Origin of the sequence: Streptococcus humanilactis (assembly GCF_019448275.1) — a bacterium.
GTDB classification, from domain to species: Bacteria; Bacillota; Bacilli; order Lactobacillales; family Streptococcaceae; genus Streptococcus; species Streptococcus humanilactis.
On sequence record NZ_JAHXBZ010000001.1, the window covers coordinates 731,572 to 746,618 of the forward strand.

At 41.8% G+C, this 15,047-nt stretch carries 15 protein-coding genes; 1 reads left to right on the plus strand and 14 read right to left on the minus strand.

Going from position 1 to position 15,047, the window contains the following annotated elements:
* From KV696_RS03480 to KV696_RS03520, 9 genes are all read right to left on the minus strand, one after another.
* On the minus strand, positions 1-1,401 hold the full coding sequence (locus KV696_RS03480; RefSeq protein ID WP_219966865.1) for a bifunctional Cof-type HAD-IIB family hydrolase/peptidylprolyl isomerase: 1,401 nt from the start codon (positions 1,399-1,401) through the stop codon (positions 1-3).
* Between the two features lie 81 nt (positions 1,402-1,482).
* Positions 1,483-1,986, minus strand: coding sequence for a GNAT family N-acetyltransferase (locus KV696_RS03485; RefSeq protein WP_219966866.1), 504 nt, complete (start codon positions 1,984-1,986; stop codon positions 1,483-1,485).
* 173 nt (positions 1,987-2,159) lie between these two features.
* Positions 2,160-2,399, minus strand: coding sequence for a 30S ribosomal protein S18 (rpsR, locus tag KV696_RS03490; RefSeq protein ID WP_000068664.1), 240 nt, complete (start codon positions 2,397-2,399; stop codon positions 2,160-2,162).
* Between the two features lie 32 nt (positions 2,400-2,431).
* Entirely contained in the window at positions 2,432-2,902 is a 471-nt protein-coding gene (ssbA, locus tag KV696_RS03495) for a single-stranded DNA-binding protein SsbA (protein ID WP_000609606.1), read from the minus strand.
* An 11-nt stretch (positions 2,903-2,913) separates the two neighbouring features.
* Complete coding sequence (gene rpsF, locus KV696_RS03500) at positions 2,914-3,204, minus strand: 30S ribosomal protein S6 (protein ID WP_001151778.1); 291 nt, start codon at positions 3,202-3,204, stop codon at positions 2,914-2,916.
* A gap of 152 nt (positions 3,205-3,356) precedes the next feature.
* Entirely contained in the window at positions 3,357-4,700 is a 1,344-nt protein-coding gene (gene asnS, locus KV696_RS03505) for an asparagine--tRNA ligase (protein WP_219966867.1), read from the minus strand.
* 16 nt (positions 4,701-4,716) lie between these two features.
* Positions 4,717-5,895, minus strand: a complete 1,179-nt coding sequence (locus KV696_RS03510) for a pyridoxal phosphate-dependent aminotransferase (RefSeq protein ID WP_219966868.1) — start codon at positions 5,893-5,895, stop codon at positions 4,717-4,719.
* Complete coding sequence (locus KV696_RS03515; protein ID WP_219966869.1) at positions 5,892-6,380, minus strand: cell wall elongation regulator TseB-like domain-containing protein; 489 nt, start codon at positions 6,378-6,380, stop codon at positions 5,892-5,894. The genes KV696_RS03510 and KV696_RS03515 overlap by 4 nt, the downstream gene beginning before the upstream one ends.
* 292 nt (positions 6,381-6,672) lie before the next feature.
* Positions 6,673-7,869: an MFS transporter gene (locus tag KV696_RS03520; protein ID WP_219966870.1), complete on the minus strand. Its 1,197-nt coding sequence runs from the start codon at positions 7,867-7,869 to the stop codon at positions 6,673-6,675.
* A gap of 395 nt (positions 7,870-8,264) precedes the next feature.
* Between KV696_RS03520 and KV696_RS03525 the strand changes: the two genes are divergently transcribed.
* On the plus strand, positions 8,265-8,813 hold the full coding sequence (locus tag KV696_RS03525) for an NADPH-dependent FMN reductase (protein WP_219966871.1): 549 nt from the start codon (positions 8,265-8,267) through the stop codon (positions 8,811-8,813).
* Positions 8,814-8,938: 125 nt separating this feature from the next.
* Here KV696_RS03525 and yaaA read toward each other — a convergent pair whose 3' ends face one another.
* From yaaA to KV696_RS03550, 5 genes are all read right to left on the minus strand, one after another.
* A complete protein-coding gene (yaaA, locus tag KV696_RS03530) occupies positions 8,939-9,667 on the minus strand; it encodes a peroxide stress protein YaaA (protein ID WP_219966872.1) in 729 nt (242 codons plus the stop codon).
* A gap of 78 nt (positions 9,668-9,745) precedes the next feature.
* On the minus strand, positions 9,746-9,910 hold the full coding sequence (locus KV696_RS03535) for a YczI family protein (RefSeq protein ID WP_000508321.1): 165 nt from the start codon (positions 9,908-9,910) through the stop codon (positions 9,746-9,748).
* Positions 9,911-9,971: 61 nt separating this feature from the next.
* Entirely contained in the window at positions 9,972-11,567 is a 1,596-nt protein-coding gene (locus KV696_RS03540) for a hypothetical protein (RefSeq protein WP_219966873.1), read from the minus strand.
* An 11-nt stretch (positions 11,568-11,578) separates the two neighbouring features.
* The gene (locus KV696_RS03545) at positions 11,579-11,989 is read right to left on the minus strand and encodes a peptide deformylase (RefSeq protein WP_219966874.1); all 411 of its coding nucleotides are present in this window, start codon (positions 11,987-11,989) and stop codon (positions 11,579-11,581) included.
* Between the two features lie 117 nt (positions 11,990-12,106).
* On the minus strand, positions 12,107-14,803 hold the full coding sequence (locus tag KV696_RS03550) for a cation-translocating P-type ATPase (RefSeq protein WP_219966875.1): 2,697 nt from the start codon (positions 14,801-14,803) through the stop codon (positions 12,107-12,109).
* Positions 14,804-15,047 lie beyond the last annotated feature (244 nt).

The window sequence follows — 15,047 nt, forward strand, 5'->3', positions numbered from 1 at the left end:
TTAGCCCTCGATTTCAATTGTTTCAATCACAACATCTTCAACTGGCTTGTCCATAGCTCCTGTCTCAACAGCAGCAATGGCATCCAAGATAGCGTAAGAAGCTTCATCAGCTAGCTGACCAAAAACAGTATGACGGCGGTCTAGGTGAGGAGTTCCTCCTTGGTTGGCATAGATTTCCGCAATCGGTTCTGGCCAACCACCACGAGCAATTTCTTTCTTAGAATAAGGCAGGTGTTGGTTTTGGACGATAAAGAACTGGCTGCCGTTGGTATTTGGACCAGCATTGGCCATGGAAAGAGCACCACGGATATTGTAAAGTTCTTCTGAGAATTCATCCTCAAATGATTCGCCGTAGATTGACTCGCCACCCATACCAGTTCCAGTTGGGTCTCCACCTTGAATCATAAAATCCTTGATAATACGGTGGAAAATGACCCCATCATAGTAACCATCTTTTGAAAGAGCTACAAAGTTAGCTACTGCTTTAGGAGCATGTTCAGGGAAGAGCTTGATACGCAAGTCTCCGTGATTGGTCTTAATAGTCGCGATAGGACCTTCTACTGTTTCAATGTCTACTTGTGGGAAATGCAATTCTTTTTCTACCATACCAAATCCTTCTAAGGCATCAAAAATGCCATCTTCTTCTAATGTTTTTGTAATATAATCTGCTTTTTCTTTGATGTTATCATGAGAAATTCCCATGGCAACGCTGATTCCAGCATAATCAAAGAGTTCCAAGTCATTCAGCCCATCTCCAAAAACCATGACGTTCTCTGGTTTCAAGCCAAGGTGTTCCACAACCTTTTCCACACCTGTCGCTTTGGAGCCTGAAATCGGCACGATATCAGACGAATGTTGATGCCAACGAACCATGCGAAGTTTATCTGAGAGACTATCAGGCAAGTGCAAGTCATCTCCTTTATCTTCAAAAGTCCACATCTGATAGATGTCTTCTTTCTCATGGAAATCGGGATCCACATCTAAGTCAGGGTAAATTGGATTGATAGCTTCACTGATCATATCGGTGCGAGTCGATAACCTGGCATCATGACTCCCAACCAAGCCATACTCAATTCCTTCTTGCTTAGCCCAAGAGATATACTCCTCAACATCTGACTTCTCAATCTGATGTTGGTAAATAACCTGACCTTTTTTATCTTCGATGTAGGCCCCATTTAAGGTTACAAAAAAGTCAGGATTGAGTTCACGAATCTCTGGCACAACACCAAAAATCCCTCGTCCAGAAGCAATACCTGTCAAAATTCCTTTCTCACGTAATTGCTTAAAAACAGTTGGGATTGAAGCTGGAATAAAACCTGTCTTTGAATTCCTCAATGTATCATCAATATCAAAAAAGACAATCTTGATCTTCTTTGCCTTGTATCTTAATTTGGCATCCATCTCACTACCTCTTTCAATCTAACTCTTTCCATTATACCATAAAGTAGAGAAATCCCACATCCCCAATAAAATCGTTATCTCTTATCCGAATTCCTTTACTAGATACAAAACCAAATCATCATTATTTTGGCTAGTTGCATTCATTTCCAAGGGTTGATTTCGATACCAGACACCTGTCCCATCTGGAATGTAGCCCCGTCTGATATACAATCTCTGAGCAGGGCCATAGCCTAAGTGCAAACCTACACCAAGAGTGACCTTATCCGATATGAGTTTGACTCGTTTTTCTGCTTCTTCTAGCAGTTGATTCCCAATCCTTTGATTTCGAAAAGGCTCAAACACATTAAAATCTGATAATTCTGGATAGACTTCTGCAAAAGGACCATGTTTAGCAGAGGGCAAAATGGTAACGTAGCCCGCTACAGCACCATCAAACTCTGCAACTAAGACTTCTCTATCCCCACTTTCCTGTTCCAGAAAATATCTAGCCAAAATTTCCTCTCTACCAGGCCAACCTTGATTCATAAATCCATGAGATAAGGATTCAATATCAGACTTAATCATATTTCTAATCGTACAATTCATCTTTGACTTACCAACCTTTACTCTTTCTATTACCATTATAGCACGCCAAGATCAGAAAAAAACTATCTCGTGAAAAAAAGACCCAACCGGGTCTGAAAAAGAGGTCCGCCCGGACCTCAACTCGCTCTCTCATTTCAAAACTTGTGAAAAAAAGACCCAACCGGGTCTTTTCTTTAATCTTCGTTTACGAAAGGCATCAAAGCCATTACGCGAGCGCGTTTGATAGCTGTTGTTACTTTACGTTGATTTTTAGCTGAAGTTCCTGTTACACGACGTGGAAGGATTTTCCCACGTTCTGAAACGAAACGGCTAAGAAGCTCAGTATCTTTGTAATCAACATATTCAATTTTGTTTGCTGCGATGTAATCAACTTTTTTACGGCGTTTGAATCCGCCACGACGTTGTTGAGCCATGTTTTTTTCTCCTTTATAATTTTACTTGTCCATTAGAATGGTAAATCATCATCTGAAATATCCAATGGATTTGTTGCTCCAAATGGATTTTCATCACGTGAAAAGTCTGGTACTGAATTTGTAGGCGCTGAATAGTTTGCAGTTGGTGCAGAATAAGCTCCTCCTGTGTGACCCTCACGCACACTACGGCTTTCCAACATTTGGAAATTCTCAGCCACGACCTCTGTCACGTAGACACGTTGTCCTTGCTGGTTATCGTAACTACGAGTCTGTATACGACCTGTCACCCCGATAAGTGAGCCTTTTTTAGCCCAGTTAGCAAGGTTTTCAGCCTGTTGGCGCCACATAACGACATTGATAAAATCAGCCTCACGTTCGCCATTTTGACTCTTAAATGTACGGTTTACTGCAAGAGTAAAAGTCGCAACTGCTACATTTGATGGGGTATAACGCAACTCAGCGTCACGTGTCATACGCCCTACAAGTACAACATTGTTAATCATAGTTTACCTTCTTACGCGTCAGTTTTGACGATCATGTGACGAAGAATGTCAGCGTTGATTTTTGAAAGACGGTCAAACTCTTTAAGAGCTGCGTCGTCGTTTGCTTCAACGTTAACGATGTGGTAAAGTCCTTCACGGAAATCTTTGATTTCGTATGCAAGACGGCGTTTTTCCCAAGATTTTGATTCAACAACAGTTGCACCGTTGTCAGTCAAAATAGAGTCAAAACGTGCTACCAAAGCGTTTTTAGCTTCTTCTTCAATGTTTGGACGAATGATATAAAGAATTTCGTATTTAGCCATTGATATGTTCCTCCTTTTGGTCTAATGACCCCAAGACTTTGCAAGGGGTAAGTGAGGTTTGCTCACAATAAACTATTATACTAGAAAAAATTTTTTTACGCAAGTAAAAACTCTGGAATGCGAAAAAACGCCACATGGGCGTTTTCCTGTTCTTATGGTTTGATACGGTGCAACATACGTGGGAATGGAATAGCTTCACGGATATGTTTTGTTCCTGCCGCGAAGGTTACCATACGCTCGATACCGATACCAAATCCTCCGTGTGGTACAGTACCGTATTTACGAAGGTCAAGGTAGAATTCGTACTCTGTACGATCCATACCAAGTTCATCCATCTTAGAAACTAATGCATCATAGTCTTCCTCACGCATAGACCCACCGATGATTTCTCCATAGCCTTCTGGTGCAAGCAAGTCTGCACAAAGCACGCGCTCTGGATTTCCAGGAACTGGCTTCATGTAGAAGGCCTTGATAGCTGCTGGGTAGTTCATGACAAAGGTTGGTACACCAAAGTGGTTCGAGATCCAAGTTTCGTGTGGTGAACCAAAGTCATCTCCATGCTCAAGATGCTCGTAGTCAGCATCTTCATCATTTTCATGCTCTTGCAAGAGGTCAATGGCTTGATCGTAAGTGATGCGTTTGAAGGGCTCTGCAATGTAGCGTTTCAAGAGCTCTGTATCACGTTCCAAAGTTTCCAAGGCTTGAGGCGCACGGTCAAGAACACCTTGAAGAAGAGCTTTAACATAAGCTTCTTGCAAGTCAAGTGATTCATCGTGTGTCAAGTATGAGTACTCTGCGTCCATCATCCAGAACTCAGTCAAGTGACGGCGTGTTTTTGATTTTTCAGCACGGAATACGGGACCAAAGTCAAAGACACGACCAAGAGCCATAGCACCTGCTTCTAGATAAAGCTGACCTGATTGGCTCAAGTAGGCTGGCGTTCCGAAGTAGTCTGTTTCAAAGAGTTCTGTTGAATCTTCTGCCGCATTTCCTGAAAGGATTGGGCTATCAAACTTCATGAAACCGTTCTTGTCAAAGAACTCATAAGTTGCATAAATAATAGCGTTACGGATTTGCATCACCGCTACTTGCTTACGAGAACGGAGCCACAAGTGACGGTTGTCCATCAAGAAGTCTGTACCATGTTCTTTTGGTGTGATTGGGTAGTCTTGAGATTCACCAATCACTTCGATATCTGTAATGTCCAACTCATAACCAAACTTAGAACGTTCGTCTTCTTTGACAATACCTGTCACATAAACAGACGTTTCTTGGCTCAAGCGTTTGATGACATCAAACTTTTCAGCTCCTACTTCTTCACCAAATTTTTCTACAAAGTTTGGTTTAAAGGCTACACCTTGGAAAAAGGCTGTTCCATCACGCAATTGCAAGAAGGCGATTTTCCCTTTTCCTGATTTGTTGGCAACCCAAGCGCCAATCGTCACTTCTTGACCAACATAGTCTTTTACATCAATAATCGTTACACGTTTTGTCATTGTTTTTCCTTTTCTTTTATTTTTCCATAAATGATTTCAAGCGTTTAACTGCTTCTTTAAGCGTGTCTAGGTCTGTCGCATAGCTGAGGCGGACATTTTCTGGAGCTCCAAATCCTGCTCCTGTTACCAAGGCTACTTCAGCTTCTTCTAGGATAGCGGTTGTAAATTCTGTCACATCCGTATAGCCTTTCATCTCCATTGCCTTTTTGACATTTGGGAAGAGATAGAAGGCTCCTTGAGGTTTGACCACTTCAAATCCTGGAACTTCTGCAAGAAGGGGATAGATGGTATTGAGACGTTCTTCAAAAGCCTGACGCATACTTTCTACAGTATCTTGCTCGCCTGATAGAGCCTCAACTGCTGCATACTGGGCTACTGCTGAAGGGTTGGAGGTTGTTTGACCTGCAATCTTAGACATGGCAGCGATAATTTCTGCTTCTCCGACGGCATAGCCAATCCGCCAACCAGTCATAGCATATGTCTTAGACACTCCATTGATGACCACTGTTTGCTTGCGAATCGCTTCCGATAGGCTAGAAATCGGTGTGAATTCATGCCCATTATAGACCAAGCGCCCATAGATATCATCTGCTAGAATGAGAATATCCTTTTCTACAGCCCAGTTTCCGATTGCCAAGAGTTCCTCACGAGTGTAAATCATACCTGTCGGATTAGATGGTGAATTTAGCACCAAAACCTTGGTCTTGTCTGTGCGAGCTGCTTCTAACTGCTCTACGGTCACCTTAAAATGATTGTCTTCCTTCGCAGGAACAAAGACTGGCACGCCCTCTGCCATCTTGACCTGGTCTCCATAGCTGACCCAGTAGGGGGTTGGGATGATAACTTCATCACCTGGATTGACCACGGCCATAAAGAAGGTATAGAGAGAATATTTGGCTCCTGCAGCGACTGTCACTTGATTTGGCGCTACAGAATAGCCATAAAAGCGCTCAAAGTAGATATTGACTGCTGCCTTGAGCTCTGGCAGGCCTGAGGTTACTGTATAAAAAGAAGCACGCCCATCTTGAATCGATGCAATGGCGGCATCTTGGATATTTTTTGGAGTAGTGAAATCTGGCTCGCCTAAGGTTAGAGACAGGATATCTCTTCCCTCAGCCTTTAGTGCTTTGGCACGAGCTCCAGCAGCCAAGGTCACACTTTCTTCCATTTCTAAAACACGGTTGGATAGTTTCATAGGCCCTCCTTATTGACCAATGCTCCTGTTTCAAAATCTACTAGATAAAAATCAGAGCCTGACTTAACTTCCCAAATTGGCTTATCTTGATAACGGCCAAAGGTAATCTTGTCAATCTCGCCAGCTCCTTTTTCCTTAGAAACAGCTTCTGCTTTTTCTTGTGAAACACCCTGATTTAGCTGATAAACGTAAATCTTATGGTCATCTTTTCCAATCAGGACAGCAAGTGATTCTTGTTTTTTATTACGACCAAGAACGCTGTAATAGGATTCTAAGCCATTGTATAAGTCAACCTGATCAGTCTGCTCTAATCCTGCATACTGCTGAGCTAATTTTTCTCCTTCACTTTTAGCTGTTTGATAGGGTTTCATACTCAGAAACACTAGATACAGAAAGGAAGCACTGATAACCACAAACAAAATCGTCATCCCTAGACCATACTGCCACAGTAGATTATTTTTTGCTTTTTTTTGTCTTTTTTTCACTCGTCTATTTTACCATCTATCTTGCTTTATTACAAGTGAATGCAAGAATACTCTTCGAAAATCAAATTCAAACTACGTCAGCGTCGCCTTACCGTACTCAAGTACAGCTTACGGCTAGCTTCCTAGTTTGCTCTTTGATTTTCATTGAGTATAAGCAACCAATTCTATTTCTTCCTTCAAAGCAAACCGATTTTTCTTGATTAAAACCGAGCAAGAAAAGTAAAGACAGATCCAAAATCAACCTATTAAAAAACCTGAGCTTGACACTCAAGTTTTCAAAAATTCTTTTAATCTATGGAATCATTTTATCATCCATTCTTTTAGCCATTTTTCCTAAAAAGACAGGCAGTAGAAGGCTAATCATGACTAAAAAGAAGCCTAGATAAAGAAATGCTACTACAAAGCCTAAATTGTCAATCAACCAGCCTGTCAATGGAAAGAAGACAATCATACTCAGGCTAAACATCATAGAATAGACACTCAGCATGGTTGCCCTTACTTCACTTGGAAGGCGCTCTTGCAAATCGTTGTCAAAAATCGGCTGAAAAAGAGCATATAGAGCATTGCTAATCAAATAAACCAAAATATAGATTAGAGGTGTTCCAAAGTAGGACAGCAGGTAGGTAACTCCAGTCAGCAGGACGAGAATAGGGAAAATCTTCAAGGCGGCATATTTCTTTCCAATCTTACTCGCTAGATAGACTGCAAGGATATTCAAGAGACTTCCAAGTAGCATAACTGCTGAAATTTGCCAACTACTTAAATCTGGTAACTGATTTTGATAGTAAAAATAAAACATGCACATGAGTGTTCCGACAATCTGAGACAAAATCATCCAGTTGAACAGCATGGGATTTCGCTTCAACTCATCCTTAACAGTCCAAATAATCTGTTTCATGGTCACACTATCAGCTTTTTCTACCTTAACACTGGGTTCTTTCAGCATCCAAATCAAGACAAGAACTATGATAGAAGTTGCAATCATGATATAGTAGGTCAGGTGCAATTGACCATGGACAAAAAATCCCGCCAACACTGTCCCCAAAGACCGAGTTCCTTCTGCTACTCCTGACATGAAACTTGAAATGGATAGATAGCGTTCTTTTAGTCCAGCCTCTACAGCCGAGTCATAGACCATTGCTGCGCTTGTTCCTGAATCAAAATTATAAGACAAGGCACTTACTGCCATAGCTAGTGCATAAATCCAAAAATTTCCCTGCCCAGCCAACATGAGAATAGAAGACACAATCCCTGCTATTCGACTTAAATAAAGGTTGGTCTTATAGGAATAACGATCAGCCAACATTCCAGATGGAATTTCACAGAGAAGGCTGGTCGCATGAAAAATACTTTCCAGAAGTCCAATCTGCCAAAGAGACATTCCGTTTTGACTGAGAAAGAGAATCCAAAAACTGGTAATCCCTAGAAATGCAAAAAACTCAACTCCGGCCATTAGGCCAATATTTTTCCGATAATTTCTTATTAACATTTTTTCTCCTTTAACAAGTGTATTATTATTATTATTTCTTTTGTCCGTCACTTGTTAATCTGTGCCTTACATGATCTCCACCCCTTTTAGAAGCATTCTTGAAATGCCATTATTTTCGTTTAATTGTTTATGAAATGATACCGGAAAATAGCTGTTCTGCGGTTTCTATTGCGAGTTTTCTTGTTTATTTTAGCACTTATGTCATCATATTACAAGAGAATGTTAGAATACTCTTCGAAAATCAAATGCATTCCAGTAGCAAGTGACTAGAGTTTCGGCAATTTTATAGTTTTAATTATCTTTGAGCAAATTTCTTGCAAGTCCTTTTGTTTTGTTGTAATATGTTTTATAACAACGAGAGAGTTCTCGAAAATTTAAGAAAAAGGAGACACATCATGTCTAAAAAAGTATTATTTATCGTCGGATCACTACGTCAAGGTTCTTTTAACCACCAAATGGCTCTCGAAGCTGAGAAAGCACTTGATGGTCAAGCAGAAGTTAGCTACCTCGATTATTCAGCCCTTCCTCTCTTCAGCCAAGATTTAGAAGTTCCAACTCACCCAGCTGTAGCTGCTGCTCGTGAAGCGGTTCTCGCTGCGGATGCTATCTGGATCTTCTCTCCAGTCTACAACTTCTCTATCCCTGGAACAGTGAAAAATTTGCTTGACTGGCTATCTCGTGCCCTTGACTTGTCTGATACACGTGGTGCTTCTGCCCTTCAAGACAAGTTTGTCACCGTATCATCTGTAGCTAATGCCGGTCACGATCAACTCTTCGCTATTTACAAAGATCTCTTGCCATTTATCCGTACACAAATCGTTGGTGATTTCACTGCTGCACGTGTCAATGACTCTGCTTGGGCAGACGGAAAATTGGTTCTCGAAGAATCAGTCCTAAACTCACTTGAAAAACAAGCGGAAGACTTGGTCAATGCGATCAAGTAACTAACATAATAAAAGCGAACAAGACTACTTTTCTGACACTCAGAAGACTAGCTTGTTCGCTTTTTTCTCATTTATAAACTAAAATAGCTGATGATACATATTGCCAAATACAAAATATCTGATTTCTATACTTCCTTTACAAAAACCAATTCCTGTGGTTGGGACAGGTCTTCTCTGTAAACAAATCCTGTAAAGCTTAAGCGACGAGCTTCTTCTACCGTCTGTACTTGATTTTCTATCAGAGACGTTAGGAAGGCACCACGCGCTTTCTTAGAAATAGTTGAATGAATCTTCAGCTGACCACCTCTATCCTCCATGAATTTGAAGGTCACCATTTTTTCTCTGATTTCCTTAGAAAATACAGTCTCAAACTCGGACGACAAGAGAGAGAAAATCACTTCTTCCAGCTTCAGAGCTTCATCGTAGGCTGTCTTCCAATGACTCTTCAAAGTCTTACCAGCGACTTTTAACTTCATCAAAAAATCCAAACGGTGAGGGGCCATAGGTGACAAGGCTGGTACGACTCCGTACAAAGCCGAAGTAATAAATACATGATTTTCAAGATAGGCTTGTTCTACCTCGGTCAGTTTGTCTCGCTTGATATGGCGATACATAAGCCCATCAAAAAGTTTCAGAGCTGGATAGTGTTGAGCAGTTTGCCTTTTCAAAGCTTGGATATGTTGAAATTCCTCCACTGCCTTCTCGGCTGAAACTTTGTAAAAACTCTCCAATTGACTAGCAGAATAGAGAGCCAAGACATCCAGCACAGCCTGACTTTCTGATTTTAAAGGAGCGACTTCAATACTTGGCAAATCTGTGTTCATTTCTTTTGCTGTTGGGATTAAAATTTTCATATTGATAGTGTAGCATATTTTTTAGCCACAACCAAGAAATTCATCTGAAAAACCTCGGTTTGACCGAGGTTTCTCTGTTTATTTGGGCCATCCTAACCAGACAGCCACGAGAACAAGGGCTAGGCCAGCTAAACTTGTTAAGATAGATAAGAATTTATCTTTTTTCTCCTTGAACTGAGAAAAACCTATCTTCAAAGCGAGCAGTCCGAGTAACATTGAAGCAAGCATCACATAAAAACCCATTTGTTTGTCCTCCATTAGTATTAATTTATCTTATAACATATATTTCTTAAATAAACCTTTTTTACTGCACTTTAAAGGTCTTGAGATAATTGTCTTTTCCTACTTGACCTTCGAAGGTTTTACCATTTTCAAGGTAAGGAAGATCATCTGATACTGAGGCCTTGACCTTGTATATCTTACCATCAACTTTAAAGAAGTAGACGGTGTCGCCCTTGATAACAGCTGATTTGAGGTCTGCCACCACACCCTTAATGCTTTCTGTTGTTGCATTGTCAATTTCAAGGTCGTTTTTATTGGCGTACTTGCTGAGTAGCTCTTCCACCGTAGTAGCTACAATAACATTTTGGTACTCGACTGCGTCAACCAGAGCGTACTCTTTAACCAAGCCAGCATTGTCCTTCAAGCCCATGATGTATAGAGGCTTGTCATTGAGGTTGATGAGGATTGGGAAGGTTGCCTTGTAGGATTTCTCCTGAACAGCACCTTCAGCTGATTCACGGGCTGATTCTTCGGTCGCAGAAGCCAAGCTATACTTAGTGATTTCTCCTGTTCGCATATTTTCTAGGATGAAACCAAGATTACTTTCATCTGCATTGGCCGATGTCACACCTGTGTAGAGGTAGATGTCATTGCCGATAGACAAGTAATTGTAGCCCTTGGTAGTCTGGGTCACGTTTTTCTTGGAAATCATGGCATTCCAGAAACCATCCTTGTACTTGCCGTTGTAGTTGATTTGCTCAATGGTTTCCTCAGCTGGATAAACTCTGTCCACCCATTCCGGAACATCTGCCAAGCTGTATTCCTTGGTTTCTCCATTTGTAGCATCCAAGATAATGACTGAAACAGGACGAGGAACCGCAAGTCCAAATTGCTTTTGGTAAACTGTAGCCACATAGAAAGGATTGCCCTCATCGTCCACCTCAAAAGATGGAGTCTTGAAGATTTTAGTTGGGTACTTCAAGCGCAGGTGACGCTTGACATCACGGTTAAAATACTCCGAGTCCGAATACTTGATTGGTGTCTTCAAGTCCACCAAGTCCGCATTACCAGTTACCATGTCCACCTTGATATACTCGCCGATTCCCTTGGCCTGATTATTAAACCACTTGATAGGGTCTGCATATTCTAGTGGTGTAACCCGATAAGGTTTCCCATCAATCGTCAATTGGGTGTAGGTATCTGCCGCTACGTACTGCGACACCTTATCGGTTAGGGAACCCAAGTAGCGGTCACCAATTTTTTCAGCAGTACTTCTATCTAAAATAGGAACCTTACTGGTATCAGTCTTAGGAAATTCAGTAAAGTCTTTTTCCGTCACCGTAACTACATTGGCATAATTTTTAGCCTGAAAAATGCTGGAAGTCACCAAGGAAACTAAACCAGCCAAGAGAAGAATTCCTCCAATAGAAGCTAAAAGAACTTTCCCTAACCGATTGATTTTGAAACCCTCAAAATTTAAAGTAGCTTCCGCCTTGCCGTGACGCACATGGACTGTTTTTACAAGATTTATCCCCTTGCCAAAGCCAAATAAGATTGCCACAACCAGCAAATGCCCACAGAGGAAAAAGAGAAATTCCCAGCTGGTCAGGTTAAGAGGCGGTAAAAAGATATACCAGGTCGTTGCGATAAAAATAAGTTCAAAGACTATCCGTTTCATTTGCTTTCCTCCTAAATGATTCGTCCTTCCAAGTGATCCAGTTCATGCTGGCAAATCTGTGCTGGGAAGCCTGTCAAGGTCATGGTCTGTTCCTGCCACTTGCTGTCACGATAGGCAACCCTTATGGTTTCATAACGCTTAGTAGGTCTCACACCCGTCAAGGACAAACAGCCTTCTTCTGTCTCATAAAATCCTTCAGAGGACAGGAGCACTGGGTTAAACATGACCACAGGAACCAAGCCAAGATTAAAGATAATCACGCGCTTCTGCACCCCAATCATATTGGCAGCCAGACCAACACAGGTCTCACGATTCGCTAAAAGCGTATCCTGTAAATCTCTGGCAAGATACAGATCTTCCTTACTTGCCGGCTGAGACACCTGAGATAAAAACAAAATATCCTTTACAATTTTCTTCTCCACTTCCTCACACTCCTCTTACTTTTTACTATATTATAGCAATTATAGCACAAAAGCCAATAACTGCAAGCCCTTTCCCTCAACTGTAGCAAAAAGCCATCCGAAGATGACTTTTTCTTTTTAAATCGCATTCTTGTCAAAGCCGAGTTTACGTTGGATAAATTTAACGATTTCGACGATGATAATCATTGAGAAGCTTCCGCCTATAACGATTCCCCATTGTGACAAGTCTAGTTTGGTTACGTGGAAGATACCTTCAAGCGGTTCTACAACGATTGTTGCCATAAGAAGGATAAAGGATACCAAGATGGACCAGTTGAAGGTCTTAGACTTGAATGGGCCAACTGTCAAGATGGATTGGTAGACAGACTTGACATTGTAGGCATGGAAGAGCTGAATCAAACCAAGGGTTGCAAAAGCCATAGTAAGGGCATCCGCATGAATAGCATGATTATCACCCACATGTACTGGGTAAGCAATCGCAAGACCATAAACACTCATAACAATAGCTGCTTGGAGTACACCTTGATAGATGATAGAACTCAAAACACCACCTGAGAAGAAGCTTGCCTTGCGTCCACGTGGTTTATGATTCATGACACCAGGCTCAGCAGGTTCAACACCAAGAGCGATAGCTGGGAAGGTATCTGTTACCAAGTTGATCCACAAAAGATGAACTGGCTGCAAGACGTCCCAACCAAACAAGGTTGATAGGAAGATGGTCAATACTTCAGCAGTATTGGCAGAAAGTAAGTACTGAATAGTCTTTTGAATGTTTGAGAAGACCTTACGTCCTTCTTCAACTGCGACGATGATGGTCGCAAAGTTATCATCTGCAAGAATCATGTCAGAAGCTCCCTTAGAAACCTCTGTACCAGTGATTCCCATACCGATACCGATATCTGCTGTTTTCAGAGCTGGCGCATCATTGACACCGTCACCTGTCATGGCAACGACTTTACCTTGTTTTTGCCAAGCCTTCACGATACGAACCTTGTGCTCTGGAGACACACGGGCATAAACAGAGTATTGACCAACTACTTTTTCAAAGTCTTCATCTGACAATTCATTGAGCTCAGCACCAGTTAAAACGTGGCCTTCTGTATCGTTTGCATCAATGATTCCCAAACGTTTGGCAATCGCTTCTGCAGTATCTTGGTGGTCACCTGTAATCATGATTGGACGGATTCCCGCTTCCTTAGCCACACGAACAGCCTCAGCAGCTTCAGGACGTTCAGGGTCAATCATCCCAATCAAGCCAGTAAAGATTAAATCATTTTCAAGCTCTTCAGAAGTGAGGTTTTCTGGAATGCTGTCAATAATCTTATAAGCACCTGCAAGGACACGCAAGGCTTGGTGAGCCATTTCAGAGTTGTTTGTATGAATGAGGTTTGTAACCTTCTCATCAATCGGAGCAATATCCCCAGCCTTGTCACGAAGAACACAACGTTTCAAAAGTTGGTCTGGCGCACCCTTGACTGCTACAAGGAAACGACCATCTTGCAATGGGTGAACCGTTGACATGAGCTTACGGTCAGAGTCAAATGGCAACTCAGCCACACGAGGATATTTCTCTAAGAATCCTTTGACATCGTAGCCCTTGTCCAAGGCATATTGGATAAAGGCTGTTTCGGTTGGGTCACCAATCAAGTTACCTTCCACATCGATTTTAGTATCATTTGCCAAGACAACTGAGCGAAGTAGGGGCATTTCAAGACCTAGTTCAATGTCATCAGCTGAGTCATGTAGGACTGCATCGTAGAAGACTTTTTCGACTGTCATCTTGTTCATGGTCAGCGTACCAGTCTTATCAGAAGCAATGATTTCTGTTGAACCAAGTGTTTCTACTGCTGGCAACTTACGAACGATAGAGTTTCGTTTGGCCAAAACTTGAGTACCAAGGGCAAGAACGATGGTCACGATAGCAGGGAGTCCTTCTGGAATGGCTGCAACAGCAAGGGCAACAGAGGTCATCAACTCACCAAGTGGATCTTTTCCTTGAATGAAGACTCCAACTACAAAAGTAACAAGGGCAATGACCAAAATTACATAGGTCAAGACCTTAGAAAGGTTGTTCAAGTTTTGTTTGAGTGGTGTATCAGTCTCATCCGCATCTTGAAGCATACCAGCAATATGACCAACTTCAGTATACATACCAGTATTGACAACAACACCAAGACCACGACCATAAGTCACGTTAGAGTTTTGGAAGGCCATGTTGACACGATCACCGATACCAGCATCTGTAGCAAGTTCAACTGTCAAGTCTTTTTCGACTGGCACAGACTCACCTGTAAGAGCTGCTTCTTCAATTTTAAGAGAGTTGGCTTCAAGCAAACGTAGGTCTGCTGGTACAACATCACCTGCTTCGAGGGCAACGATATCTCCAGGTACCAATTCTTTAGAGTCAATCTCCGCCATATGCCCATCACGAAGAACGCGGGCAGCTGGACTAGACATAGACTTGAGGGCTTCAATGGCTTCTTCTGCTTTCCCTTCTTGGTAAACACCAAAGGCAGCATTGATGATAACCACAGCTAGGATGATAATAGCATCTGCGATATCTTCCCCACCAGAAGTCACGACTGACAAGATTGCTGCCGCAACTAGGATGATAATCATCAAATCCTTAAATTGCTCGATGAATTTGACCAGGATTGATCGTTTCTCTCCTTCTTCGAGTTCATTGTGGCCAAATTCGGCAAGGCGCTTTTCCGCCTCACTTGATGACAAACCTTGCTCGGTCGCATCCACAGCCTTCAAGACCTCTTCAGGACTCTGAGTGTAAAACGCTTGGCGTTTTTGTTCTTTTGACATGTGTCTCCTCCTTGACATTGTGTGCAAAACAGACTCTCTTTTCCCATCGTATCTTTTCACGACAAACAAAAAGAGACCTGTTAATCATAACAAGTCTCGCTGTTTAAGATAGTGCCGGAAAGCATACTTTTCAGTATAAAATTCGGAATGACGACACTATCACAGGTTTCTGCCAGCTACTCCCTTGAGTAGTACTATTATACCAAATTTTGAAAAGTTTTCAAAGAGTAAAAAATGACTTATT